This window comes from Pseudomonas sp. PAMC 25886 (genome assembly GCF_000242655.1).
Classification (GTDB): Bacteria; Pseudomonadota; Gammaproteobacteria; order Pseudomonadales; family Pseudomonadaceae; genus Aquipseudomonas.
Window position 1 is genome coordinate 1 of record NZ_AHHC01000036.1, and the last position, 25,024, is coordinate 25,024.

General features: G+C 60.7%; 23 protein-coding genes. 9 read left to right on the plus strand and 14 right to left on the minus strand.

Annotation, left to right across the window (positions count from 1 at the left end):
• Positions 1-306 precede the first annotated feature (306 nt).
• Genes MUM_RS0111480 through zwf form a run of 3 tightly spaced genes read right to left on the minus strand, consistent with a single transcriptional unit; the run spans position 307 to position 3,156 of the window.
• Positions 307-972, minus strand: coding sequence for a bifunctional 4-hydroxy-2-oxoglutarate aldolase/2-dehydro-3-deoxy-phosphogluconate aldolase (locus tag MUM_RS0111480; protein ID WP_010169858.1), 666 nt, complete (start codon positions 970-972; stop codon positions 307-309).
• A gap of 17 nt (positions 973-989) precedes the next feature.
• Complete coding sequence (gene pgl / locus MUM_RS0111485; protein WP_010169859.1) at positions 990-1,703, minus strand: 6-phosphogluconolactonase; 714 nt, start codon at positions 1,701-1,703, stop codon at positions 990-992.
• Positions 1,690-3,156, minus strand: a complete 1,467-nt coding sequence (zwf, locus tag MUM_RS0111490) for a glucose-6-phosphate dehydrogenase (protein WP_010169860.1) — start codon at positions 3,154-3,156, stop codon at positions 1,690-1,692. The genes pgl and zwf overlap by 14 nt, the downstream gene beginning before the upstream one ends.
• A 218-nt stretch (positions 3,157-3,374) precedes the next feature.
• Here zwf and MUM_RS0111495 point away from each other — a divergent pair, with 218 nt between their 5' ends.
• Positions 3,375-4,235 (plus strand): MurR/RpiR family transcriptional regulator, encoded by an 861-nt coding sequence (locus MUM_RS0111495; protein WP_177090645.1) that lies wholly within the window; start codon positions 3,375-3,377, stop codon positions 4,233-4,235.
• Positions 4,236-4,390: 155 nt separating this feature from the next.
• Here MUM_RS0111495 and MUM_RS0111500 read toward each other — a convergent pair whose 3' ends face one another.
• From MUM_RS0111500 to MUM_RS0111545, 10 genes are all read right to left on the minus strand, one after another.
• Complete coding sequence (locus MUM_RS0111500) at positions 4,391-5,236, minus strand: D-hexose-6-phosphate mutarotase (RefSeq protein ID WP_010169862.1); 846 nt, start codon at positions 5,234-5,236, stop codon at positions 4,391-4,393.
• Positions 5,237-5,355: 119 nt separating this feature from the next.
• On the minus strand, positions 5,356-6,702 hold the full coding sequence (locus tag MUM_RS0111505; protein WP_010169863.1) for a carbohydrate porin: 1,347 nt from the start codon (positions 6,700-6,702) through the stop codon (positions 5,356-5,358).
• Positions 6,703-6,801: 99 nt separating this feature from the next.
• Complete coding sequence (locus MUM_RS0111510) at positions 6,802-7,962, minus strand: ABC transporter ATP-binding protein (protein ID WP_010169864.1); 1,161 nt, start codon at positions 7,960-7,962, stop codon at positions 6,802-6,804.
• Positions 7,963-7,964: 2 nt separating this feature from the next.
• The gene (locus tag MUM_RS0111515) at positions 7,965-8,810 is read right to left on the minus strand and encodes a carbohydrate ABC transporter permease (protein WP_010169865.1); all 846 of its coding nucleotides are present in this window, start codon (positions 8,808-8,810) and stop codon (positions 7,965-7,967) included.
• A complete protein-coding gene (locus MUM_RS0111520) occupies positions 8,803-9,711 on the minus strand; it encodes a carbohydrate ABC transporter permease (RefSeq protein ID WP_010169866.1) in 909 nt (302 codons plus the stop codon). The genes MUM_RS0111515 and MUM_RS0111520 overlap by 8 nt, the downstream gene beginning before the upstream one ends.
• Before the next feature lie 88 nt (positions 9,712-9,799).
• Positions 9,800-11,086 (minus strand): ABC transporter substrate-binding protein, encoded by a 1,287-nt coding sequence (locus MUM_RS0111525; RefSeq protein ID WP_010169867.1) that lies wholly within the window; start codon positions 11,084-11,086, stop codon positions 9,800-9,802.
• 106 nt (positions 11,087-11,192) lie between these two features.
• A complete protein-coding gene (locus MUM_RS0111530) occupies positions 11,193-12,452 on the minus strand; it encodes a D-mannose isomerase (RefSeq protein ID WP_010169868.1) in 1,260 nt (419 codons plus the stop codon).
• Positions 12,453-12,608: 156 nt separating this feature from the next.
• Positions 12,609-13,436: an ATPase gene (locus tag MUM_RS0111535; RefSeq protein ID WP_010169869.1), complete on the minus strand. Its 828-nt coding sequence runs from the start codon at positions 13,434-13,436 to the stop codon at positions 12,609-12,611.
• Between the two features lie 118 nt (positions 13,437-13,554).
• Positions 13,555-14,553, minus strand: a complete 999-nt coding sequence (locus MUM_RS0111540; protein ID WP_010169870.1) for an NAD-dependent epimerase/dehydratase family protein — start codon at positions 14,551-14,553, stop codon at positions 13,555-13,557.
• Positions 14,554-14,605: 52 nt separating this feature from the next.
• Positions 14,606-15,499, minus strand: coding sequence for a LysR family transcriptional regulator ArgP (locus MUM_RS0111545; RefSeq protein ID WP_010169871.1), 894 nt, complete (start codon positions 15,497-15,499; stop codon positions 14,606-14,608).
• 99 nt (positions 15,500-15,598) lie between these two features.
• Here MUM_RS0111545 and MUM_RS0111550 point away from each other — a divergent pair, with 99 nt between their 5' ends.
• The 7 genes from MUM_RS0111550 (at position 15,599) to MUM_RS0111585 (ending at position 23,506) form a co-directional block, all read left to right on the plus strand.
• Positions 15,599-16,000, plus strand: a complete 402-nt coding sequence (locus MUM_RS0111550) for an ACT domain-containing protein (RefSeq protein WP_010169872.1) — start codon at positions 15,599-15,601, stop codon at positions 15,998-16,000.
• A 5-nt stretch (positions 16,001-16,005) separates the two neighbouring features.
• Positions 16,006-16,608, plus strand: a complete 603-nt coding sequence (locus MUM_RS0111555; RefSeq protein WP_010169873.1) for a LysE/ArgO family amino acid transporter — start codon at positions 16,006-16,008, stop codon at positions 16,606-16,608.
• A gap of 175 nt (positions 16,609-16,783) precedes the next feature.
• Complete coding sequence (locus MUM_RS0111560; RefSeq protein ID WP_003212997.1) at positions 16,784-17,380, plus strand: superoxide dismutase; 597 nt, start codon at positions 16,784-16,786, stop codon at positions 17,378-17,380.
• 149 nt (positions 17,381-17,529) lie between these two features.
• On the plus strand, positions 17,530-17,754 hold the full coding sequence (locus tag MUM_RS0111565; protein WP_010169874.1) for a hypothetical protein: 225 nt from the start codon (positions 17,530-17,532) through the stop codon (positions 17,752-17,754).
• Between the two features lie 494 nt (positions 17,755-18,248).
• The gene (locus MUM_RS0111575; RefSeq protein ID WP_010169875.1) at positions 18,249-20,306 is read left to right on the plus strand and encodes a putative bifunctional diguanylate cyclase/phosphodiesterase; all 2,058 of its coding nucleotides are present in this window, start codon (positions 18,249-18,251) and stop codon (positions 20,304-20,306) included.
• Between the two features lie 162 nt (positions 20,307-20,468).
• Complete coding sequence (locus MUM_RS0111580; protein WP_010169876.1) at positions 20,469-21,806, plus strand: imelysin family protein; 1,338 nt, start codon at positions 20,469-20,471, stop codon at positions 21,804-21,806.
• 245 nt (positions 21,807-22,051) lie between these two features.
• Positions 22,052-23,506, plus strand: coding sequence for a TrkH family potassium uptake protein (locus MUM_RS0111585; protein WP_010169877.1), 1,455 nt, complete (start codon positions 22,052-22,054; stop codon positions 23,504-23,506).
• On the opposite strand, the gene MUM_RS0111590 is transcribed toward MUM_RS0111585, so the two are convergent.
• A complete protein-coding gene (locus MUM_RS0111590; RefSeq protein ID WP_010169878.1) occupies positions 23,463-24,518 on the minus strand; it encodes an AraC family transcriptional regulator in 1,056 nt (351 codons plus the stop codon). The two genes, MUM_RS0111585 and MUM_RS0111590, sit on opposite strands and share 44 nt — an antisense overlap.
• A gap of 161 nt (positions 24,519-24,679) precedes the next feature.
• Here MUM_RS0111590 and MUM_RS0111595 point away from each other — a divergent pair, with 161 nt between their 5' ends.
• Positions 24,680-24,991, plus strand: a complete 312-nt coding sequence (locus MUM_RS0111595) for a DUF962 domain-containing protein (protein WP_010169879.1) — start codon at positions 24,680-24,682, stop codon at positions 24,989-24,991.
• Positions 24,992-25,024: the final 33 nt, after the last annotated feature.

Genomic DNA, 25,024 nt, shown 5'->3' on the forward strand with positions numbered 1-25,024 from the left:
AGGACGCCGGTTTAGCCGCGACGGGGCAGGGACGCCCCGTCGCGGCGGCCCGCGGGGCAATTCCGGAGTGAGGGAACACCGAGCCTTAGCGAGGTGCCGACAGGCGGGGCAGAGCGTTTTGGTTACTTTGCCGCTTTTGCAAAGTGACTCGCTGTAAGAGCGAAACCATAAGCCGCCGTTACCTAAATAACGGATATGTACTCAGTCACCCCTGAAGGTTTCCAGCAGGCAAAAAAAAGCGGCACACCGACCAAGTGCGCCGCAAAAATGCCGTAGAACACAGCAACAACGATTCGGTAAATCCAATCAGTCCAGCAGGGCCAGCGCCTCGGCGGTGGTTTCCTGGATACGTGCCCAGTCGCCGTTCTTGACCCACTCAGGGTCCAGCATCCAGCTACCGCCCACGCACATCACATTCTTCAAGGCCATGTAGCTCTTGATGTTGGCCGGGCCCACACCGCCAGTCGGGCAGAATTTCACTTCGCCAAACGGGCCGCCCAACGCTTTGATGGCCGCCACGCCACCGCTGACTTCAGCCGGGAACAGCTTGAAGCGGCGATAACCCAGGCCATAACCTTCCATGATCCCGGAAGCATTGCTGATGCCAGGCAACAGCGGAATCGGGCTGTGCACCGAGGCTTCCAGCAGGTCACGGGTAATGCCCGGGGTGACGATAAATTGCGAACCGGCCACTTCGGCCGCTTCCAGCATATGGCGATCCAGCACGGTACCGGCGCCGGTGCACAGCTCCGGACGCTGCTCACGCAGCACCTGGATGGCCTTCAGGCCGAACTGCGAACGCAGGGTCACTTCCAGTGCGGTCAAACCACCGGCGGCCAGGGCATCGGCCAGCGGCAGAATGTCCTGTTCACGGGCAATGGTGATCACCGGCAGGATCCGCGCCTTGGCGCAGAGGCTGTCGATCAAGGCAACTTTGTCCGCCATGGAAACGGTAGGTTGAGGGCTGTTCATCGCGGCTGATCCTTGGCTCATGGGCACCAGTAAATCTCTAAAGTAGGTTGCAAAAACGCGCGTATCGGCATGGCAGCAACGTCGTCACTGGCCAGCGCGGCGCTCAAGGTGGTCAATTTCGAGCTGCCGGAAATCGACAGCACGGTGTAGTGGGCGGTGGCCAGCAATGCCCGACTCATGGTCAGGCGCTGGTGCGGCACGGTCGGCGCCAGCATTGGCCAGCAACGACGGCTGCCATCCGGCTTCAGTGCATCAGCCAGGTTCGGGCTGTTGGGGAACAGCGACGCGGTGTGGCCGTCGTCGCCCATGCCCAGTACCAGCACGTCAATCGCCGGCAACTCGGCCAGCAGGCGATCGGCCTGCTCGGCAGCCTGCTCCAGGGTGGCGGCGACGCTATACAGGCTCAGGAACTTCGCCTTGGCCGCCGGGCCTTGCAGCAAATACTTTTTCAACAGGCCGGCATTGCTGTCGGCATGTTCCACCGGCACCCAGCGCTCGTCGGCCAGGGTGATGGTCACTTTGGACCAGTCCAGGCCTTGCTTGGCGAGGTTCTGGAAGAACGCCACCGGGCTGCGGCCACCGGACACCACCAGGGTCGCTTCGCCACGGGCGCTGATGGCCGTGCGCAGTTGTTCGGCCACGTCATTGGCCAAGCCGTCGGCCAGCAGCGCCGCGGTGCGGTACTCATGGGCAGTGACGCCCTGAGGCAGTTTCAGTTCAGATATCGCCATACCAAGACCTCCCGTCCCGCGTGATCAGTGCAATCGAGCTCATCGGCCCCCAGGACCCCGCCGCGTACGGCTTGGGCGCATCACCGGATTTTTTCCACCCGGCGATCAACTGGTCACACCACTTCCACGCGGCTTCAATTTCATCTTTGCGCACAAACAGGTTCTGGTTGCCGCGCATGACTTCAAGTAACAACCGCTCGTAGGCATCGGGAATCCGCGCGCTGCGATAGGTGTCGGAAAAATTCAGTTGCAGTGGCCCGCTGCGCAGTTGCATGCCCTTGTCCAGGCCCTGCTCCTTGGTCATCACGCGCAAGGAAATACCTTCGTCCGGTTGCAGGCGGATGATCAGCTTGTTGCTGATCTGCAAGCGCTGCTCGGGGGCGAAGATGTAGTGGGACGGTTCCTTGAAGTGGATGACGATCTGCGACAGCTTTTGCGGCATGCGCTTGCCGGTGCGCAGGTAGAACGGCACCCCGGCCCAACGCCAGTTACGGATATCGGCACGCAGGGCGACGAAGGTCTCGGTGTCGCTCTGGGTGTTTGAATTCTCTTCTTCGAGGTAACCCGGCACCGGCTTGCCGGCGCTGTAGCCGGCGATGTATTGGCCGCGCACCACTTGGGTGGTCAGGCCATCCGGGCTGATCGGCGCCAGGGCCTTGAGCACCTTGACCTTCTCGTCACGAATACTGTCGGCAGACAGGTCGGCCGGCGGGTCCATGGCGATCAGGCACAGCAGCTGCAGCAGGTGATTCTGGATCATGTCCCGCAGTTGCCCGGCCTTGTCGAAGTAACCCCAGCGACCTTCGATGCCTACCTGCTCGGCCACGGTGATTTCCACGTGGGAGATGTAGTTCTGGTTCCACTGGGTTTCAAACAGGCTGTTGGCAAAACGCAGGGCGATCAGGTTCTGGACGGTTTCTTTGCCCAGGTAGTGGTCGATGCGGTAGGTGCGGTTTTCCGGGAAAAACTGCGCCACGGCGTCGTTGACCTTGCGCGACGAATCGAGGTCCGAGCCGATGGGTTTTTCCAGGACCACGCGGGTGTTGTCCGCCAGGCCGACCTTGGACAGGTTTTCGCAGATCGCGCCGTACACCGCCGCCGGGGTGGCGAAGTAGGCAATCAGGCGTTGTTCGGTGCCGGCTTTTTCCGCCAGGGCAACATAGTCGTCGGCTTTCAGGAAGTCGACGTGCAGGTACGTCAGGCGAGCCAGGAAGCGCTGGGCGACGGTTTCGTCCAGTTCCTTGCCGACGTAGCTGCGCAATTCTTTTTCGATATGGGCCAGGTGCTGCTGCTCGGAACCCGCCTCACGGGCCAGGGCCAGGATGCGCGTGTCTTCGTGCAGGAGGCCCGCACCATCGAGTTGATAAAGGGCAGGAAATAACTTGCGCAGCGCCAGATCACCCAAGGCGCCAAACAGGGCAAAGGTGCAGGGTTCTACGGTTATCGAAGGCATGATGTTTGTTCTTTTATCAAGTTAAGCTACAAATACCTTTTTTTAAGGCATCACTCAAGGAAAAATGTAGTAATAACCACAACATTTTCCCAAAAAACGTATTCCGAGTGGTGGTGTTCAACTACCCTAAGTAGGATAGGCCACCGCAAAGGGCCGCTCGTCGACTGGTTGACGACCCTTATTTGCATCGTCGCCCTAAGGAAACATGAATGGACCGCGTGCGAAATCTACTGGAACAGATCCAGAAACGCCTCGAAGAACTGAACAAGGCTGAACGTAAAGTCGCCGAGGTCATCCTGCTCAACCCGCAGCAGGCGACCCGCTTCTCTATCGCCGCCCTCGCCCAGGCCGCTTCGGTCAGCGAACCTACAGTGAACCGCTTCTGCCGCTCGTTCGGCGTGAGTGGTTACCCTGAACTTAAATTGCAGCTGGCGCAAAGTTTGGCCAGCGGCGCGGCGTATGTCAGCCGCGCGGTAGGGGCCGATGATAACCCCGAGGCCTACACCCAGAAGATCTTTGGCAGCGCCATCGCCTCCCTGGACAGCGCCTGCCAGGCCCTGGACCCGAACCTGATCAGCAAGGCCGTGGACCTGCTGATCCAGGCCCGGCAGATCCACTTCTTTGGCCTGGGGGCTTCGGCGCCGGTGGCCATGGATGCCCTGCACAAGTTTTTCCGTTTCAACCTGTCGGTCACGGCCCATGCCGATGTGCTGATGCAGCGGATGATTGCTTCGGTGGCCCATACCGGCGAGTTATTCGTGATCATCTCCTACACCGGGCGTACCCGTGAGTTGGTGGAAGTGGCGCGTATTGCGCGGGAAAACGGTGCTTCGGTGCTGGGCGTAACGGCCGAGAACTCGCCACTGGCCAAGGTCAGTACCGTGAGCCTGAACATTCCGTTGCCGGAAGACACCGACATCTACATGCCGATGACCTCGCGGATCATCCAGCTGACGGTGCTGGACGTGCTGGCGACGGGCATGACCTTGCGTCGCGGGGTGGATTTCCAGCCGCATTTGCGCAAGATCAAAGAGAGCTTGAATGACAGCCGGTATCCGGTTGGGGATGAGTTCAACTAGTTCGAAATCTACGCGACTGTGGTGAGCGGGCTTGCCCCGCGCTGGGCCGCGAAGCGGTCCTATTAAGCTCACCGAGTTGATTCAGGTATATCTCGGTGGCTGGTTTCAGGGCCGCTTCGCAGCCCAGCGCGGGGCAAGCCCGCTCACCACAGGCCTCAGGCACCCACCCGCGCCTGCAAACTCAAATGCGCCCTCTCCCCCGGCGCCAGGCTCGCCCCGGCCATCGCCGACTCCACACACACAAACCCCGACGCCTCGTTGAAGCTCACCCCCAGCAACGGCCGGCTGCCCGGGTGCCACACCACCGTGTCGGCACTCTCGCCGGTATCGATGCACAACTCGCGCTGCCAGGCATGGTCCTTGAGGTGCAACTCGCCCTCGTGCTGGAACACCCGCTGACAGCCGCCATCGACCCGCAATTCACCTTCCTGCTGGCAAACCTGGCGATTGAGCTGGTCGTAGCCTTGCGCCCCATCGAGCCCAGACAGCGCTATCTCACCGACGTTGCCAATTCGCCAATAGGCGTGCAAAGCATGGCTCAGCTGGCACGGAAGTTCGTCCTGGTGCTCGGTGGCCAGGCGCAGTTCCAGGGTTTCCCCCAGGTGCGCATGCAGGTCCACCTGCCAATCGCATAGCTGCAATTGCCAGTGCAAACGCACGCCGTCGTCGTCGGTGCTGCTGTCCAGCAGTTTCCAGTCGATCAGCCGTGCCCAACCATGGGACGGCCACGCGTTTTCGCTGGGATGGCGGCCATACCATGGCCAACACACCGGCACGCCGCCACGAATGGCGCCGACCTGCGGCCACTTGGCCGCGCACCACAGCCACGGTTTCTGGCCCTTGGGCTGAAAGTGCAGCAATTGCGCGCCCTGGCGACTGAACACCGCCTGGCAGAGCGGGTGATCGATCACCAACACATCGCGCATCTGAAAGCGTTCCCAGGCGAATACCGGTCGCTCGCGCAGGGATTTGAAAAAGCGTTGCAGCGGATGCTCATGCATGTGCCACGGTCCTGAATATCTTTGAAGGAGCTGGCTTGCCTGCTCCCACACAAAAAAAAGCGGATAGCCATGGCTACCCGCAAAATGCGCACAGAGAGAAGGAGCTTATCGCAACAACGTTAGAACGTAGACTGAATTTTCAGGCCCGCGACTACCGCGTTGTCGACCTGCTTCACGCCGCCTGGGTTGGCGATGTATTGCAGGTTAGGACGCACGGTCAGCCAGTTGGTGACGTGGAAACCATAGTTCAGTTCGACGTTGTACTCAGTGTTACGCAGCGGTGCGTAGCCCGACTGATCGTAATCGGTGAAACCACCAGCGGCATTGAGCAACTCGGCGTTTTTCTTCACGTCACTGTTGGCGTGGATACGGGAGACACCGATACCCACGTCATCTTTGGTACGTGCGTCGAATGGGCCCTTGTACACAAGCATCAGCGACTGGTAGTTGTCGACCAGGTTGGTGTCTTTGTCGTGGAAGGTGACGTTGGCCGCGATGTTCAAGCCGCGGGAAGCGTCGCCATTGTGGGTGGTGAGTTGCTGTTGCAGAACGCCCCAGTAACCGCTTTTGCTGCTGCGAACACGGAAGGCTGCGCCCGTGGTGCCAGCATCGTTGCCGTTGACGTCTTCACGTACGTCGGTGGCATCGGCGGTGCTCTTGTAGTAACCCACACGGTATTCGCCCGGCAGGCCGTTGACCTTAGGCGACCAGACCAATTCCACCGGCAATACGGTGCCCTTGGTGCCGCTGCCGCTGAGTTTGAAGCCGTTGCCGTGCTCAAGCTGCGACGGGTTCTGGTTGTACGCACCGATTTGCGCATACAGCTCAGGCGTGATGTTGTACTTCACGCGGATAGCCGCCTGGCTGACTGGCCAGTTGTACCAGGTGTTTACATAGTTACCGACCTGGGAGCCGCAGAACGACAGGTTCTGGAAGTCGCACGGGAAGGTGTTGAAGTCTTCGCCTTCACCGAAGTAACCGAGTTTCACGTCCAGCTTGTTGTCGAACATCTGGTGCTGAATCCAGAACTGCGTCAGACGCACCATGTGGCCACGGCCGTCGACTTCTTGAGACGAACTCAAGGTGCCGGCACGCGGGTCACCGATACGGTCGTTGGAGATGTTCGCACCATTACGATTGGTCAACTGGATCTTGGCCTGGGTGTTGCTCCAGCCCCACAGCTTGTCCAGGTCCAGTGCTACGCCCAGACCGAACTGGTCAGCGTAACGGGCAGTTTTGTCGTTGTTGTAGCCACCGCTGAGGTTGCCACCGACTTCACCTACGTAATCCGCCTTGATGTCGATACCTTGCTCGATCAGCTTGGTACGCTCACCGCCCCAATCGCCGGTCATCCACTTGGAATCGGAGCTGAATGCATCGGCCGCCATCGCATTGGCGGACAATACCAGGGCTGCTGCTGCTGACAGTTGGCAGATCAGCCGGGTGTTGTTGTGTTGCTTTTTCATCCCTACATCCTCGTCTTTATTGTTATTAACTGTTTTTATCTAACGCGGTTTACTTCTTTGTCCCTGGTTCCCCGACAGGAGCGTGCCCGCTCCTGCCATTCAACGTCCCTTGAATTGAGCGACGTTGTCACTGCGCTCCTGTGCAGGCAACGAAGCGGCAGTGCCCAGACGCTCACCGGTCTTGGCGTCGAACAGCAACACCTTGGCCGGATCGAACTGCAGGGTCAGGGTCTCGCCCACCTGCGGCGCCACATCGGGCGCCAGGCGGCAGCAGACCTTGGTGTCATTGATTTGCACGAACACCAGGGTGTCCGGGCCAGTCGGTTCGGTGACTTGCACCTCGGCCCGAATGGTCGGTGCGCCGGTGGCTTCGGCTGCGGCCAGCACGATCTGCTCCGGGCGCAGGCCCAGGATCACTTCGCGGTCTTCAAGGCCTGCATCGTTCATGCTCAGCGGCAATTCACACCGGGCCTGGCCGCTGTCCAGCAGCGCCACCAGGCGGCCGTCCTTGCGTTGCAGGCGCAGTGGAATGAAGTTCATCGGCGGCGAACCGATAAAGCTCGCCACGAACAGGTTGGCCGGGTCGTTGTAGATCTCTTTCGGCGTGCCGAACTGCTGGATGATGCCGTCCTTCATCACCGCCACTTTGTCCCCCAGGGTCATCGCTTCGATCTGATCGTGGGTGACGTAGACGGTGGTGGTTTTCAGACGCTGGTGCATCAGTTTCATTTCGGTACGCATCTCGACCCGCAGCTTGGCGTCGAGGTTGGACAGCGGTTCGTCGAACAGGTAGATCTTCGGACGACGCGCCAGTGCACGGCCCATGGCCACGCGCTGTTGCTGGCCGCCCGAGAGCTGGCCCGGCTTGCGATTGAGCAGGTGCTCGATCTGCAGCAACTTGGCGACGCGCGCCACTTCTTCGTCGATCGCCGCCTGGGGCATCTTGCGAATCTTCAGGCCGAACTCGATGTTCTCGCGCACGCTCATGGTCGGGTACAGCGCGTAGGACTGGAACACCATGGCGATGTCGCGATCCTTGGGACTCATGCCGCTCACGTCCTGATCGCCGATCATGATCGCGCCGCCGGTGATGTTTTCCAGGCCAGCGATGCAGTTCATCAAGGTCGATTTGCCGCAACCCGAAGGCCCGACCAGGATCAGGAACTCACCTTCCTTGATCGACAGTTCGATATTCTTCAGGGTGTCCGGCAGGCCGGTACCGTAGGTCTTGTTTACGTTACGAAGTTCAAGCGTTGCCATGATTACCCCTTGACCGCGCCGGCCGTCAGGCCGCGCACGAAATACTTGCCTGCGACCACATAGACCAGCAGGGTCGGCAGCCCGGCGATCATCGCCGCCGCCATATCAACGTTATATTCCTTGACCCCGGTACTGGTGTTGACCAGGTTGTTCAGCGCCACTGTGATGGGCTGCGAATCACCGCTGGAGAACACCACGCCGAACAGGAAGTCGTTCCAGATCTGCGTGAACTGCCAGATCAGGCACACCATGATGATCGGTGTCGACATCGGCAGGATGATCAGGCGGAAGATCGTGAAGAACCCCGCGCCATCCAGGCGTGCCGCCTTCACCAGTGCATCGGGAATGCTGACGTAGTAGTTACGGAAGAACAGTGTAGTAAACGCCAGTCCGTAGACGATGTGCACGAACACCAGGCCCGTGGTGGTACTGGCCAGGCCCATCTTGCCGAGGGTGAACGAGGCTGGCAGCAGCACGGTCTGGAACGGCAGGAAGCAGCCGAACAGCAGCAGGCCGAAGAACAACTGCGAACCGCGAAAACGCCACATCGACAGCACGTAGCCGTTCAAGGCACCGATGGCGGTGGAGATCAGCACGGCCGGAACGGTGATCTTGATCGAGTTCCAGAAGTAACCGTCAACCGTGGCCCAGGCTTTCACCCAGCCAATGCCGGTGACAACGGAAGGCCAGCTCAGCAGGTTGCCGGTGCTGATGTCTTCCGGGGTCTTGAAGCTGGTCAGCAACATGACCACCAACGGCACCAGGTACAACAGGACAGCGAGGATCAGCACCGCGTAGATCGCGATGCGGCTCAGGCTGATGGCAGGTTTGCCGACAAGACTAGTCATTGCGCTTGGTCCTTAGCTCGGAGTACAGGTAAGGCACGATGATTGCGAGAATCGCACCGAGCATCAGAATCGCACTGGCCGAGCCCATGCCCATCTGGCCGCGGCTGAAGGTGAAGGAGTACATGAACATCGCCGGCAGGTCGGAGGAGTAACCCGGACCACCCGCGGTCATGGCCGCCACCAGGTCGAAACTCTTGATCGCGATGTGCGCCAGAATCATCACCGCACTGAAGAACACCGGACGCAGGCTTGGCAGCACCACTTTCCAGTAGATGCGCGGCATGCTCGCGCCGTCGATCTGCGCAGCACGGATGATCGATTGATCAACACCGCGCAGGCCGGCGAGGAACATCGCCATGATGAAGCCCGAGGCTTGCCACACAGCGGCGATCACCAGGCAATACACCACACGGTCCGGGTCGATCAGCCAGTCCAGGCGAAAGCCTTCCCAGCCCCAGTCACGCAACAGTTTGTCCAGGCCCATGCCCGGGTTGAGCAGCCATTTCCAGGCGGTACCGGTAACGATCATCGAGAGCGCCATCGGGTACAGGTAAATGGTGCGGATAAAGCCTTCGCGACGGATTTTCTGGTCGAGGAAAATCGCCAGCGTCACGCCGATCACCAACGTGATGCCGATGAACATGCCACCGAACACCGCGAGGTTCTTGCTCGCGACCCACCAGCGGTCGTTGTCGAACAAGCGCGCGTATTGAGCCAGGCCCACGAACTTGTAGGTCGGCAGGAAAGTCGAGTTAGTGAACGACAGCACAAACGTCCACAGGATGTAGCCATAGAAGCCCACCAGAACGATGAACATGCTCGGCGCCAGCACCAGTTTGGGTAGCCAGCGCTGCAGTGCATCGAACGGCGAGGCTTTGCTGAACACAGCAACAGAACTCATGGGAAAATCCAGTACAGGGAAAAAGGACTACAGGAACATGCCTTGCGGGGGTTAGGGGTCCCCCCGCAAGGCCATTCAGTACTAACCGTTACTTGGCCGACTTGACCGCGCTGTACAGTTGCTTCGCGGTGGCTGCCGGATCAGCGGCCGGGTTGTTGATGTAGTTGGTGACTACGTCAAAGAACGCGCCTTGTACGGCCAGCGTGGTCGCCATGTTGTGCGCCATGCTTGGCTGCAGGCCGCCGGTCTGGGCGTCTGCCAGGAAGTCCTTGGCGGCGGTCTGGGCGCAGGAGTCAAAGCCGTATTTGCCCATGTCTTTCAACATGTCGATACGAACCGGGATCGAGCCCTTGTTGATGCTGAAGACTTTCTGGAAGTTTTCGCTCAACACGACTTTGGCGATGTCCTGCTGACCGGCAGCAGTGCCTTTGTCCTTCTGCTTGAACACCGCGAGGGAGTCGATGTTGTAGGTGAACGCCTTGTCGGTGCCCGGGAAGGCTACGCACTCGTAGTCTTTGCCGGCGACTTTCTTGGCGGCGGTCCATTCACTCTTGGCCCAGTCACCCATGATCTGCATGCCGGCCTTGCCATTGATGACTTTGGCCGCTTCGAGGTTCCAGTCCTGGCCCTTGCCGTCGACGTCCATGTAGGTCGCGACTTTCTTCAGCTCGGTCAGGGACTTGATCATTTCAGGGCCGGTCAGGGCTTTTTCGTCCAGGTCGACCAGGGCTTTCTTGTAACCGTCAGCCCCCATTACCGAGAGTACGACTGCTTCGAAAACGGTGCTGTCCTGCCAAGGCTGGCCACCGTGGGCGAGCGGAATGAAGCCGGCTTTCTTCAGCTTGTCGCCAGCGGCGTAGAACTCTTCGAGGGTGGTAGGCGGTTTTTCGATACCGGCTTTCTTGAAGACTTCCGGGTTGATCCACAGCCAGTTGACGCGGTGAATGTTCACCGGCACGGCCACGTAATCACCTTCGTACTTCACGGTATCGGAGACTTTCTTGTCCAGCAGGGAGTCCCACTTTTCTTCTTTGGCGGGAACCTTCAGGACGTCGGTGTCGAGCAGCCCGGTGGACGCCCATTCCTGGATGTCGGGGCCTTTGATCTGGGCCATGCCTGGCGGGTTGCCAGCAACGGCGCGGCTTTTCAGTACGGTCATGGCAGTGGAACCGCCACCGCCGGCGACGGCACCGTCTTTCCAGGTGAAACCGTCTTTTTCAACTTGAGCCTTCAGGACATCTACTGCCGCTTTCTCGCCACCCGAGGTCCACCAATGCACAACTTCAACCGTCCCTTTCGAGTCGGCGGCAAAAGCACTGAGGGGAAACAACGAGGCAACGGAAATAGCTACGGCGAGGCGACTGATCGCTTTCATCTGAGTACCTTTTTTCTTGTTGTTATGCATGCAAGTCGGTGCTTGCGCTGCAAACGAGTTTAAACAGGGATTTTTCAGGTGCAGGTAACAAAGGGACGCCAAAATGTCACCACTTGGTGACATAACGCCCGGCGGCCACGGCACTGGCCATGCTCGGTGACAAGGGTAGACCCGGCAGCAATACAGACTGCCAGGCGTGGTAGAGGTCCGGCTTGCCACCCCAGATCTTGGCGCTGGGCTGGTTTTTCGGGCTCAGTTCGTGATGCCAGCTGCCGTGGGTTCGGTCGATGAAATGACTTTCACAGAACTCCCAGAAGCGCCGGTACCAGGTCTCGTAATGCAGCTCTCCCGTGCGTTTGAGCAACGCCTGGGCAGCGGCGCTGGCTTCGCAATGGGTCCAGTGCAGGCGCTCGCGCACCACTGGGCGCTGGCTCCAGTCGAGGGTATAGACAATGCCGGGGGCACCGTCGACCGCCCAGGCATATTCGCAGGCGCTGGCGAACAGGCCCTTGGCGTCGGTCAACAACCAATCAGGGGTGACGAGCCCGGCGTCCAGGCGCGCGGCCTCAAGGTGCAACACCAGCCGCGCCCATTCAAAGCCGTGGCCGGGGGTGATGCCGTACGGGCGAAAACCGTCGGCCGGGTTGTCTTCGTTGTAACCGCGCAGGGGTTGCCAGTGGCTGTCGAAATGTTCGATCACCATGTCCCGGTTTTCCGCCGCATGGGTATGAATAATCCGTTCGACGATGCGCAGCGCCCGGTCCAGCCAGCGGGTTTCACCGGTGACATCGGCCAGGGCCAGGAAGGCTTCGGTGGCGTGCATGTTGCTGTTGGCGCCGCGATAGGCTTCGACACCGCTCCAGTCCTGGGCAAAGGACTCGAGCATCGCGCCCTCCTCTTCGCTCCAGAAGTACTGGTCGATGATGTGGGTCGCGTCGTTGAGTAAGGTCTGGGCGCCGGGTGCGCCGGCCACTACCGCAGAGCTGGCGGCCAAGGCCACAAAGGCGTGCAGGTAGGCGGCCTTGCCGGTGTTGCCATCGCGGGCATCGGGCTTGGCGAACCAGCCGCCGTGGCGGGCGTCGCGCAGCGGGCCGCTGAGGGCCGCGACACCGTGTTCCACCAGCTCGGCATAACCGGGCAAGCCCAGGCCGTGGGCCATGGCGAAGCTGTGGGTCATACGGGCGGTGTTCATGGTTTCGGCGACGGCATCGGGCGGCAAGACGCCGTGGTCGTCGAGGTTGCCGAAGCCTTCAGGCAGCCTGGACGCCTTGGCGAATGACAGCAGGCGCTGGCCTTCAGTGGCAAGCCAGGCGTGATGGGCAGGTGCGTTCAGCCAACTACTGGCAGGCAGTGGTTGCGTGGTCATGATTAGCCCTTTTTATTATGTGCGGGATGACGGGAGTCTAAACAAGGGCGGGGCGAGGGCAAGTAACGAAGGAGGTAGGAAATGTCACCGAGTGGTGACATTGAGTGTGCTAGGGCCTGTAGGAGTCATGCGCATGACTCCTACAGGGGATCAACATCATGGCTGCCCGAGTGGAGTGATCCGCGCCGGCTGGTTGATCTGCTGCTGCAGGTTCTGCACCTGGCTCTGCAAGGTGGTGACGTTGCGCGTGGTCTGGATGCGGAACACGTCGAACTCCTTGTTGGTCGGGCCGTCGGAGGCGGCCGCGCGGCTGTCCTGTTCGCTCTTGAGGACCACAAGGTCTTGCTCCAGGCGGGCAATCGCGGCCGCAGGGTTGCCCTGCTTTTTCAGCGCGGCGACGTCGGCGGAGAGTTCCTTGAAATCCGCGTCCCGGGACTTGAGGGTTGCCACGGCATCCGTCAGCGCCTGGACCTGGCCCTGCAACTGCGCGTTGGCGCCGGCCAGTTGGGTGGTGCTGGTGGTCATTTGCTCCAGGCGTTTATCGAGGTCAGTCGCCTGGCCCGCCACACCCAACTGCTGCTTGCCCTGCTCCAGCAGCTGGGTTTCCAGCTGTTTGATCTGTAGCTTCAGGGCTTCACTGCCGTTATTCACATTGGCCTCGCTGGCCACCACCTTGCCGGAAATGTCCTGCAGGCGCCCCGCCGCTTCTTCGCTGATGCGCGCGAAGCTTTCCTGGGTCGCCACCAGTTGCTGGCCCATCAGGGAAATCTGCTGGAAGCTCCACCAGGCAAGGCCGGCAAAGGCGAACAGCAGCGCGCCGACCAATGCCCACAACGGCCCGGTACTGGCGCTCTTGACCTTGACGACCGGCGTTGGTCGGGAGCGCACGGACGTGGCTGGCGTAGGCTCAAAATCATCGTCGTCCGAGGTGTCAGCCCGCAGGCTGGGGACGTTGTCAAAGTCGTCGTTAGCATCGTTACGCATGAATCAACCTTAAATCCTTTGAGGTGGCATATGGATAGCCAAGCGCCGGAGTATAAACCCCTGGCCTGCCGCACTGATCGACCCCGGGTCGCAAATTCGGTTCCCGGTGTGTTGCCGGTTATTTAAGCCCCACGTCCTGGGCTTTCCACCAACTGCAAAACTCGTCGAGGGCCGCCCACAGGCTGACCTTGGGCTGGTAGTCGAGATAATGCCGTGCGCGGGTGATGTCGAGGGTGAAATCTTTGTTCATGACCTGCATGCCCAGCCGTGACAAAGCAGGTTCCGGGCGCCCTGGCCACATCGCGCAAAACGCCTCATTGAGCGCCGCAACACTGTAGGACAAGCCGTAGGACCGGTAACGGGTGACCTGAGGCATGTCCATTTGGCGCATCACGTAGTTCACCACATCCCACACCGGCACCGGGGTACCGTTGCTGATGTTGTAGGCCTTGCCCAACGCCGAGCCCGTCGCGAGCAAACCGCTGAGCAGGGCTTCATTGAGGTTGTGAACGCTGGTGAAATCGACCTTGTTCAGGCCATCGCCAACAATTGCCAGGCGGTTTTTGCGCTGCATTTTCAACAGGCGCGGGAAGATGCTCATGTCACCGGCGCCCGTGACAAACCGCGGGCGCAGGGCCAGTACTTCGAGGCCGAACTCCTGGGCGCCGAACACCTTTTGCTCCGCCAGGTATTTGGTGGCCGCATAGGGATGCTTGAAGCGCTTGGGCACTTGCTCTTCGGTCAGCCCCAGATGATCGCGGCCATCGAAGTAGATCGACGGCGACGACAGGTGTACCAGGCGCCCGACCCTTTGTTTCAGGCAGGCCTCCACCACGTTTTCGGTGACGAGCACATTGCCCTGGTGGAAATCCTGGTAACGCCCCCACAACCCCACGGCCCCGGCGCAGTGCACCACGGCTTCGACGTCGCGACACAACTCGCGCACCAGGTCCGGATCATTCAAATCACCCTGGATAAACTCGGCGCCGCGCCGTACCAAGTGTTCCACACCCTCGGCCCGCCGCCCGTTGACCCGCACGTCCAGGCCCTGCTCCAAGGCGAAACGCGCAAAACGCCCGCCAATGAAGCCGCTTGCGCCGGTGACCAGAATTTTCATGACTTACTCCGCATTCTTTCGTTTTTCATCGCTGTTGCCTTGACGCTGGCCATCACCCCAACGGCACCAACCATTGCCCCGTTGTGTGTGCCAGATGATCGGTCAGCAAGCCCAGCAATTGTCCACCACTGCGCCAATGATGCCAGTACAGCGGCACATCGATCGGCTTATCTGGCAATAACTCCACCAGAACGCCCCTTTCCAGCTGGTCACGCACCTGCAATTCGGGCACCAGGCCCCAGCCCAATCCGGCTTCCGTCAGGCGGATAAACCCTTCGGACGATGGGCATAAATGGTGTTCGAAACCACCGTCAACGCCCAGGGAAGCCAGGTAGCGATGCTGCAGGAAATCATCCGGCCCGAACACCAACGCCGGCGTGCGGGCCAGTTGATCGGCGCGTACGCCCTCGGGAAAGTGCCGAGCGACAAACGCGGGGCTGGCCAGCGCCCGGTAACGCATGGCACCGAGCAACAGGCTGCGGGCACCGGCCACCGGGCGTTCGCTGGCGCAAATGCAGGCCGCCACTTCGCCGGCGCGCATGCGCTTGAGGCCGACGGTCTGGTCTTCTACCACCAGGTCCAGCAGCAGGTGCTGCTCGGCGCAGAAGTCACTCACCGCCTCGGCCCACCAAGTGGCCAGGCTGTCGGCATTCAAGGCGATGCGCAGGCGCTCGGGCATGCCCTCTTCATCCAGCGCGGGCACCTGGCTTTGCAGGTCGCGCTCCAGCAGCCGTACCTGTTGCACGTGGTTGAGCAAACGACGGCCGATTTCAGTGGGGGTCGGCGGCGTGGCCCGTACCAGCACCGGCTGGCCGACTCGCGCTTCCAGCAGCTTGATGCGCTGGGAAATCGCCGACTGGGAGATTCCCAGCACCTGAGCGCCCCGCTCAAACCCGGCCTGTTCCACCACCGCTGCGAGGGCGGAAAGCAATTTATAGTCGAACATCAGTTTTCCTAATGAGCGATCAGCAATATTGGTTTTTCTTATACAGCTTTGAACGGGAGAATAGCCAGCATCGCTTCTTCTTATTCAAGGACCCTCCACATGGCTGGCGAAACCGCCCTGGCAACCCTGCTGCGCAGCATGAGCCCACACCTCAACGAGGGCGACTACGTGTTCTGCACCCTGGCCGACAGCCGCATCCCCGAGGGATGCGAGCTGATCGGCAGCTTCCGCGAGCAGGAAGGCCTGACGCTGATCGTCGAGCGCCAACAGGCTGAAAAGGCCGGGCTGGCGTTCGAGTATGTCGCGGCGTGGATCACCCTCAATGTGCATTCAGCCTTGGAAGCCGTGGGCCTGACCGCCGCGTTTGCCACAGCCCTGGGCACCGCCGGGATCAGTTGCAACGTGATTGCCGGCTACTACCACGATCACCTGTTTGTCGGCCGCGCCGATGCCGAGCGCGCCATGACAGTGTTGCGGCAATTGGCGGCGGGCGCGGAGTAAATCCTATGTGGCAAAGCTATATGAACGGCCTGCTGGTGGCCTTTGGCTTGATCATGGCGATTGGCACCCAGAACGCCTTTGTCCTGGCGCAAAGCCTGCGCCGTGAACATCACCTGCCTGTGGCGGCCTTGTGCGTGGTGTGCGATGCCATCCTGGTGGCGGCCGGTGTGTTCGGCCTGGCCACCGTGCTGGCGCATAACCCGGTACTGCTGGCGATCGCCCGGTGGGGCGGCGCGGCGTTCCTGTTGTGGTACGGCACCCTTGCCCTGCGCCGGGCCTGTTCGAAACAAAGCCTGGGCCAGGGCGAGCACCTCAAGGTGCGCTCCCTGAAGGCGGTGATGCTCAGCGCCCTGGCGGTGACCTTGCTCAACCCCCATGTGTATCTGGACACCGTCTTGTTGATCGGCTCCCTCGGCGCCCAGCAAACCGAACCCGGCGCTTACGTGGCCGGTGCCGCCAGCGCTTCACTGCTGTGGTTCATGACCCTGGCACTGGGCGCGGCATGGCTGGCACCGTGGCTGGCGCGCCCCGCCACCTGGCGGATTCTGGACCTGCTGGTGGCCGCCATGATGTTCAGCGTGGCCTATCAATTAATCAGCGCAGCGTAGATATTCCAAAACGCTCTGGAACCTCTATCCCACACAGTTGTTGCGTGGTTTTGCCGCACCCCCGGTGCTATGATCCAGCCCCTGCGCCGCAAAGAGTACAAACTCCCCGGCGCTTGTTTGGCCGCCCGTGATCGGCCTTGCGCTCACCGCAACTGACCTGATTAGGAGAATCATCATGGCTTTCGAATTGCCGCCGCTGCCCTACGCACACGATGCCCTGCAGCCGCACATTTCCAAGGAAACCTTGGAGTATCACCACGACAAGCACCACAACACCTATGTCGTGAACCTGAACAACCTGGTGCCTGGCACCGAGTTCGAAGGCAAGACCCTGGAAGAAATCGTCAAGTCTTCTTCGGGCGGCATCTTCAACAACGCCGCTCAGGTCTGGAACCACACCTTCTACTGGAACTGCCTGGCGCCAAACGCCGGCGGTCAACCTACCGGCGCACTGGCTGAGGCGATCAACGCCGCCTTCGGTTCGTTCGACAAGTTCAAGGAAGAGTTCACCAAGACTTCCGTCGGCACCTTCGGTTCCGGTTGGGGCTGGCTGGTGAAAAAGGCTGACGGTTCCCTGGCCCTGGCCAGCACCATCGGCGCCGGCAACCCGCTGACCAGCGGCGACACCCCGCTGCTGACCTGCGACGTCTGGGAACACGCTTACTACATCGACTACCGCAACGTGCGTCCAAAGTATGTGGAAGCGTTCTGGAACCTGGTCAACTGGAAGTTCGTGGCCGAGCAGTTCGAAGGCAAAACCTTCACCGCTTAAGTACTGCTTGCAGTAGAGAGAGCCCGGCGATTGCCGGGCTTTTTTGTGGGCATAACAATTTGTCATCCCTGCGCCGGAACTCACTAATAGTCTTTTGCCACGTAATCAACGAGAGGAATTGATCTCTCTTACCTGTCGGAGAAATAACAATGACAATAGGCGCACTGGCAGCACTTCCTGTAGTAGGCGACTTGTTAAAAGCAGCGATTCCTGTGGTTGGCGATATCGTCAAGGCGGTCACGCCATTGATCCAACCCTTCGCAGATGCCCTGGCTAAGAAGATAGGAGGCGAGGAGCAGGAGTCCCCAAGCAAGTCCATCGAGTTCTCCAAAGGCTTGGACGCTGAAAAGCTGACGATTACCTTCAAGTCCTAACAGCAACGCCACCCTTTATCCCTGCGCCGGGCCAGAGCGGGATGTTGCATGGCACAAACTGAAAAAAACAGCACGCAAGAGATGGCGGAAAGACCTCTCTCCGCCCCCTCTTGCGACACAGGATCGACAGGGATAAACAAGCCCTCATCAGAACTTGATTTGCTGCTGTTGATTCATAGCGCTCCCAGCAAAATTGCTTACAGCGCCCAACGCCTGTTTTGCGACGTCTGCCGCCATGCCTGCTGCCTGGCCTACCAAGGGAAGGACCACGGGTGCCAACGCTGCGGCGGCCGCTCCTGCTGCGATCATAAGTAAATACTCCGAAATAGAATGAAAGGCGTATTCCTCTCCCGACCTGAGTGAACCGTTGCGAAGATTTAGTTCCACTTTTCGTAACTTTTTGCGCCTGCCGCAATGTCCCTTTGACTGCCCTCACTGGATTGCCAATACTCATGGCATATTGAGGCTACCCGCATGGAACAAGGAATAACCCTTTGAAGCTGGAACTCAAAAACAGCTTGTCGGTGAAGTTGCTACGGGTGGTACTGCTTTCGGCATTGGCAGTGGGCGTGGTACTGAGCGCGGCGCAGATCGTCTTTGATGCGTACAAGACGCGCCAGGCCGTGGCCGGTGACGCCCAGCGCATCCTCGACATGTTTCGCGACCCCTCGACCCAGGCCGTCTACAGCCTGGACCGGGAGATGGGCATGCAGGTCATCGAAGGCCTGTTCCAGGACGATGCCGTGCGCATGGCCTCCATCGGCCACCCCAACGAAACCATGCTCGCGGAAAAAACCCGCGACCTGCAACAATCCCCGAGCCGCTGGCTGACCGACCTGATTCTGGGCCAGGAACGCACTTTCACCACGCCGCTGGTGGGGCGCGGGCCTTACAGCGAGTACTACGGTGACCTGAGCATCACCCTCGACACCGCCACGTACGGCAAAGGGTTTCTCGTCAGCTCAGTGATCATTTTTATCTCCGGGGTGCTGCGAGCGCTGGCCATGGGCCTGGTGTTGTACCTGGTTTATCACTGGCTGCTGACCAAGCCGCTCTCGCGAATCATCGAGCACCTGAGTTCGATCAACCCCGACCGCCCCAGCGAGCACAAGATCCCGCAGCTGAAAGGCCACGAGAAAAACGAACTGGGGATCTGGATCAACACCGCCAACCAGTTGCTCGAATCCATCGAGCGCAATACGCACTTGCGCCATGAGGCGGAAAACAGCCTGCTGCGCATGGCCCAATACGACTTTCTCACCGGTTTGCCGAACCGCCAGAAACTGCAGGAGCAACTGGACAAGATCCTGATCGACGCCGGCCGCCGGCAACGTCGGGTCGCCGTGTTGTGTGTGGGGCTGGATGACTTCAAAAGCGTCAACGAGCAGTTCACCTACCAGGCCGGCGACCAGTTGCTGCTGGCCCTCGCCGACCGCCTGCGCGCCCACAGCGGCCGCCTGGGTGCCCTGGCCCGACTGGGCGGCGACCAGTTCGCCCTGGTGCAGGCCGATATCGAGCAGCCTTATGAAGCCGCCGAGCTGGCACAAAGCATCCTCGATGACCTGGAAGCGGAGTTCGCCCTCGACGATGGGCACGAGCAAATCCGCCTGCGCGCCACCATCGGCATCACCCTGTTCCCGGAAGACGGCGACAGCACCGAAAAGCTGCTGCAAAAAGCCGAACAGACCATGACCCTGGCCAAGAGCCGCTCGCGCAACCGCTACCAGTTCTATATCGCCAGCGTCGACAGCGAAATGCGCCGCCGCCGCGAGCTGGAAAAAGACTTGCGCGATGCCTTGAGCCGTGAGCAGTTCCACCTGGTGTACCAGCCACAGATCAGCTACCTCGACCACCGCGTGGTGGGGATCGAAGCCTTGATTCGCTGGCAGCACCCGGAGCACGGCCTGGTGCCACCCGACCTGTTTATCCCGCTGGCGGAACAGAACGGCACCATCATTGCCATCGGCGAATGGGTCCTGGACCAGGCCTGCCGGCAACTGCGGGAATGGCACGACCTGGGTTTCACCGAGCTGCGCATGGCGGTCAACCTGTCGACGGTGCAACTGCACCACGCCGAGCTGCCACGGGTGGTCAACAACCTGCTGCAAATCTACCGCCTGCCGCCCCGCAGCCTGGAGCTGGAAGTCACCGAGACCGGCCTGATGGAAGACATCAGCACCGCCGCCCAGCACCTGCTGAGCCTGCGCCGCTCCGGCGCGCTGATTGCGATTGATGACTTCGGCACCGGCTATTCGTCCCTGAGCTATCTGAAAAGCCTGCCGCTGGACAAGATCAAGATCGACAAGAGTTTCGTCCAGGACCTGCTGGATGACGACGACGATGCGACCATCGTGCGGGCGATCATCCAGCTCGGCAAAAGCCTCGGCATGCAGGTGATCGCCGAAGGCGTGGAGACCGCCGAACAGGAGGCCTACATCATCTCCGAGGGCTGTCACGAAGGTCAGGGCTACCACTACAGCAAACCCCTGCCGGCGCGGGAGTTGGTGGCCTATTTGAAACAGGCCCAGCGCAACAACGCCGCCATTCTCTGAGGCGATGCCGGCCACCGGGAGCACGCGCACCGGTGGCCGGCAAATCGATACTAAATATTTCCTACTTATAACCCTTTACACAAAATGCAAATCTTTCGCATTATGTCGCAGTTTTGCGCGCCCCCCGCGTGCCCCATCAACAACCGAAGCAGGATGTTCGCCATGATTCGTATGCCCCTGGCCACCGCCAGCCTTCTCGCCATTGCCATTTCGCTCGCCGGTTGCGGTGAAGGCAAAGACAAGGCCGCCGCGCCTCAAGCCCCGGCCGCCGCCAGCACTACCGCCCCGGCGGCTGCCCCGGCAGGCCAGGTTGACGAAGCCGCCGCCAAGGCGGTGGTCGCGCATTACGCAGACATGGTGTTCGCGGTGTACAGCGATGCCGAGTCCACCGCGAAAACCCTGCAAACCGCGATCGACACCTTCCTCGCCAACCCGAACGACGACACCCTGAAAGCGGCCCGTACCGCCTGGATCGCCGCTCGTGTGCCCTACCTGCAGAGTGAAGTGTTCCGTTTCGGCAACACCATCATTGACGACTGGGAAGGCCAGGTGAACGCCTGGCCCCTGGACGAAGGCCTGATCGACTACGTCGACAAGACCTACGAACACGCCCTGGGCAACCCTGGCGCCACCGCCAACATCATCGCCAACAACGAGATCCAGGTCGGCGAAGACAAGGTCGACGTGAAAGACATCACCCCGGAAAAACTCGCCAGCCTGAATGAGCTGGGCGGTTCCGAGGCCAACGTTGCCACCGGCTACCACGCGATTGAATTCCTGCTCTGGGGCCAGGACCTGAACGGCACCGGCCCGGGCGCCGGCAACCGTCCAGCCTCGGACTACATGACCGGTGATGGCGCCACTGGCGGCCACAACGAGCGTCGCCGCACCTACCTGCGCGCCGTGACGCAACTGTTGGTCAGCGACCTGGAAGAGATGGTCGGCAACTGGAAACCCAACGTCGAAGACAACTACCGCGCCACGCTGGAAGCAGAGCCTGCGACCGATGGCCTGCGCAAAATGCTGTTCGGCATGGGTAGCCTGTCCCTGGGCGAACTGGCCGGTGAGCGCATGAAGGTTTCCCTGGAAGCCAACTCGCCCGAAGACGAACAGGATTGCTTCAGCGACAACACCCACAACTCGCACTTCTATGACGCCAAGGGTATCCGTAACGTTTACCTGGGCGAGTACACCCGCACCGACGGCACCAAAATGACCGGCGCCAGCCTGTCGTCCCTGGTGGCCAAGGCGGACCCGGCTGCCGACGCAACCCTGAAGGCTGACCTGGCATCGACCGAAGCGAAGATCCAGGTGATGGTGGATCACGCCAACAACGGTGAGCACTACGACCAACTGATCGCCGCCGGTAACGACAAAGGCAATCAGATCGTGCGTGATGCCATCGCCGCGCTGGTGAAGCAGACCGGTTCGATCGAACAGGCCGCTGGCAAGCTGGGCATCAGCGACTTGAACCCGGATAACGCCGATCACGAGTTCTGATCACTGTAGCGAGCGGGCTTGCCCCGCGCTGGGCTGCGCAGCAGCCCTAATGGCAAACGCCGAGTTCTTCCTGAAAGAACCCGGCGTTTTTTTTGGGGCCGCTATGCAGCCCAGCGCGGGGCAAGCCCGCTCACCACAAAAATCCCACTCACCACCGGGTTCATACGCTGTCAGCTGCGCCCCGGTTTACTTGCCCTGCACCGCAGGTAGAATGGCGCCTTTCCCTGTCACACCGAGCGGACCTCATGGCGTTGCCGACCTTACGGATAATCGGTTTCATTATCGGCATCTTCCTGATCACCCTGGCGATCGCCATGGTCATCCCCATGGCAACCCTGGTGTTTTTCGAACGCACCAGCGACCTGCCATCGTTCCTCTGGGCCAGCCTGATCACGTTCATCGCAGGCCTGGCGCTGGTCATCCCCGGCCGCCCGGAACACGTGCACCTGCGCCCGCGGGACATGTACCTCCTCACCGTGACCAGCTGGCTGGTGGTGTGCATCTTCGCCGCGCTGCCGTTTCTGCTGACCCAGCACATCAGCTACACCGACTCGTTCTTCGAAAGCATGTCCGGCATCACCGCCACGGGTTCCACGGTGCTCAGCGGCCTGGACACCATGTCCCCGGGCATCCTCATCTGGCGCTCCTTGCTGCACTGGCTCGGCGGCATCGGCTTTATCGGCATGGCGGTAGCGATCCTGCCGCTGCTGCGTATCGGCGGCATGCGCCTGTTCCAGACCGAATCTTCCGACCGCTCGGAAAAGGTCATGCCCCGCTCGCACATGGTGGCGCGCCTGATCGTGGCGGCCTACGTGGGCATCACCATCCTCGGCAGCCTGGCCTTCTGGTGGGCCGGCATGGGCCTGTTCGATGCGATCAACCATGCGATGTCGGCCATTTCCACCGGCGGGTTTTCCACCTCCGACGAATCCCTGGCCCACTGGAAACAGCCGGCAGTGCACTGGGTGGCGGTGGTGGTGATGATCATGGGCAGCCTGCCGTTCACCCTGTATGTGGCCACGCTGCGGGGCAACCGCCGCGCGCTGATCAAGGACCAGCAGGTGCAAGGCTTGCTCGGTTTGCTGCTGGTGACCTGGCTGGTACTCGGCACCTGGTACTGGTGGACCACCGACCTGCATTGGCTGGACGCGCTGCGTCACGTGGCGGTAAACGTCACTTCAGTGGTGACCACCACCGGCTTTGCGTTGGGGGACTACAGCATCTGGGGCAATTTCTCGCTGATGCTGTTCTTCTACCTGGGCTTTGTGGGCGGCTGCTCCGGCTCCACCGCCGGCGGCATCAAGATCTTTCGGTTCCAGGTGGCCTACATCCTGCTCAAGGCCAACTTGAACCAGCTGATTCACCCGCGCGCGGTGATCAAGCAGAAGTACAACGGCCATCGCCTCGATGAAGAAATCGTGCGCTCGATCCTGACGTTTTCGTTCTTCTTCGCCATCACCATCTGCGCCATCGCCCTGGCCCTGTCGCTGCTGGGGCTGGACTGGATGACCGCGCTGACCGGCGCCGCCAGTACCGTGTCCGGCGTGGGCCCGGGCCTGGGGGAAACCATCGGCCCGGCCGGCAACTTCTCCACCCTGCCGGACGCCGCCAAGTGGATCCTGTCCCTGGGCATGCTGCTCGGCCGGCTGGAGATCATTACGGTGTTTGTGCTGTGCATTCCGGCGTTTTGGCGTCACTGACGGGCGCTTCCTGCAACCGCGCCCGGTACTCGCCGGGCGTGGCATCGAACCAGCGGCGGAACGCCCGGAAGAAGTTGCTCGGGTCGGCAAACCCCAACAGGTAGGCAATTTCCAGCAGGGTCATGCTCGGCTGCGCCAGGTATTGCTCGGCCAATTCGCGGCGAGTGTCGTCGAGCAGGGTCTGGAAACTGGTGCCCTCCTCCTGCAAGCGGCGCTGCAGGGTGCGCTGGGACAGATGCAGCGTCTGCGCAACCACCTCGCGCTTGGGCTCGCCCTGGGGCAGCAACCGGCACAACACCTGGCGCGCCTTGTGGGTCACGCGGCTTTCGGAAAACCGCGCCAGGTACTCCCCGGCAAAACGATCATGCAGCAACGCCATCGCCTCGTTCGCCGTGGGCAACGGCGCTTCCATGTCCGCCCGCTCGAAGATCAGCGCGTCATAGGGCGCGTTGAACACCAGCGGTGCATGGAAGGCTTGTTTATAAGGCGCCAGGTCCGCCGGCTGATCGCCCTGCACCAGCACCTTGCGCGGCTGCAGGGTGCGCCCGGTCAACCAGCCGCACAACGCCAGCGCACTCGCCAGGGAGGCTTCGGCGCTTTGCCGGGTGGGCGGCAGGTGATCACCGTGTACGGTAAGAATCAGTGCATAGCCTTCAGGTAACAGTCGGAAACTCAGGTCGGCGCTTTCAGCAATGATCCGCTGATAACGCACCAGCCGCATAAATCCTTCGGCCAGGGTGTTGCTGGACATCAAGGCATAGCCGGCCACATGAAACGACGCCGGTCGCACCACCTTCCCCATGTTCAGGCCAATCGCCGGGTTGCCCGACAGCTCTACCGCGCGCTGCCAGAGCCGGGTCATGGAGTCCTGGGGGAAACGCGCATCGGGGTCGTTCAGCGCGGCGTAATCCAGGCCGAGCTGCTTGAACAAGGCACGGCAATCCAGGCCGTCCATCTCCAGCGCCTTGACTATCCCCATCGCCCAGCTTGCAGAAGTCGTTCGTTCGCTCATGGCGTTTTCTTAACAAGGAAGGCTGAAACGACAGCCAGGAATCCGAAGGATACTAAAGTGGCATCTATTGTCACTGGCTGTTACCACTGATGACTCTAGACTCAAATAAGCTCCCCGCCGAACATCTGTCGGGCAGAACAATAACCAGAGGGCCGACCACTGTGGAAAATGTCAGGCAATTCAACAGCTTCGCCGATTTCTACCCGTATTACCTGAGCGAACACGGCAACAGTACCTGCCGTCGCCTGCACTTTATCGGCACCAGCCTCGTTATCTTCATTCTTGCGTTCGCCATTGGCAAAGGCGCCTGGTGGCTGCTGCTGACGCTGCCGGTTGCCGGCTACAGCTTTGCCTGGATCGGCCACTTCTTCTTTGAAAAGAATCGCCCGGCGACCTTCCAGCATCCGCTTTACAGCCTGCTGGGGGATTTTGTGATGTACCGCGACATGATCCTGGGCAAGGTGCCGTTCTAGCCCCGTCCCTCAAAAACAATAAGAGAGGCTTTG

Bases quoted from the DNA above. Each gene is read 5' to 3' on its own strand.
- MUM_RS0111480 (WP_010169858.1), bottom strand. From the start codon at position 972: ATGAACAGCCCTCAACCTACCGTTTCCATGGCGGACAAAGTTGCCTTG.
- pgl (WP_010169859.1), bottom strand. From the start codon at position 1,703: ATGGCGATATCTGAACTGAAACTGCCTCAGGGCGTCACTGCCCATGAG.
- zwf (WP_010169860.1), bottom strand. From the start codon at position 3,156: ATGCCTTCGATAACCGTAGAACCCTGCACCTTTGCCCTGTTTGGCGCC.
- MUM_RS0111500 (WP_010169862.1), bottom strand. From the start codon at position 5,236: ATGCATGAGCATCCGCTGCAACGCTTTTTCAAATCCCTGCGCGAGCGA.
- MUM_RS0111505 (WP_010169863.1), bottom strand. From the start codon at position 6,702: ATGAAAAAGCAACACAACAACACCCGGCTGATCTGCCAACTGTCAGCA.
- MUM_RS0111510 (WP_010169864.1), bottom strand. From the start codon at position 7,962: ATGGCAACGCTTGAACTTCGTAACGTAAACAAGACCTACGGTACCGGC.
- MUM_RS0111515 (WP_010169865.1), bottom strand. From the start codon at position 8,810: ATGACTAGTCTTGTCGGCAAACCTGCCATCAGCCTGAGCCGCATCGCG.
- MUM_RS0111520 (WP_010169866.1), bottom strand. From the start codon at position 9,711: ATGAGTTCTGTTGCTGTGTTCAGCAAAGCCTCGCCGTTCGATGCACTG.
- MUM_RS0111525 (WP_010169867.1), bottom strand. From the start codon at position 11,086: ATGAAAGCGATCAGTCGCCTCGCCGTAGCTATTTCCGTTGCCTCGTTG.
- MUM_RS0111530 (WP_010169868.1), bottom strand. From the start codon at position 12,452: ATGACCACGCAACCACTGCCTGCCAGTAGTTGGCTGAACGCACCTGCC.
- MUM_RS0111535 (WP_010169869.1), bottom strand. From the start codon at position 13,436: ATGCGTAACGATGCTAACGACGACTTTGACAACGTCCCCAGCCTGCGG.
- MUM_RS0111540 (WP_010169870.1), bottom strand. From the start codon at position 14,553: ATGAAAATTCTGGTCACCGGCGCAAGCGGCTTCATTGGCGGGCGTTTT.
- MUM_RS0111545 (WP_010169871.1), bottom strand. From the start codon at position 15,499: ATGTTCGACTATAAATTGCTTTCCGCCCTCGCAGCGGTGGTGGAACAG.
- MUM_RS0111550 (WP_010169872.1), top strand. From the start codon at position 15,599: ATGGCTGGCGAAACCGCCCTGGCAACCCTGCTGCGCAGCATGAGCCCA.
- MUM_RS0111555 (WP_010169873.1), top strand. From the start codon at position 16,006: ATGTGGCAAAGCTATATGAACGGCCTGCTGGTGGCCTTTGGCTTGATC.
- MUM_RS0111560 (WP_003212997.1), top strand. From the start codon at position 16,784: ATGGCTTTCGAATTGCCGCCGCTGCCCTACGCACACGATGCCCTGCAG.
- MUM_RS0111565 (WP_010169874.1), top strand. From the start codon at position 17,530: ATGACAATAGGCGCACTGGCAGCACTTCCTGTAGTAGGCGACTTGTTA.
- MUM_RS0111580 (WP_010169876.1), top strand. From the start codon at position 20,469: ATGATTCGTATGCCCCTGGCCACCGCCAGCCTTCTCGCCATTGCCATT.
- MUM_RS0111585 (WP_010169877.1), top strand. From the start codon at position 22,052: ATGGCGTTGCCGACCTTACGGATAATCGGTTTCATTATCGGCATCTTC.
- MUM_RS0111590 (WP_010169878.1), bottom strand. From the start codon at position 24,518: ATGAGCGAACGAACGACTTCTGCAAGCTGGGCGATGGGGATAGTCAAG.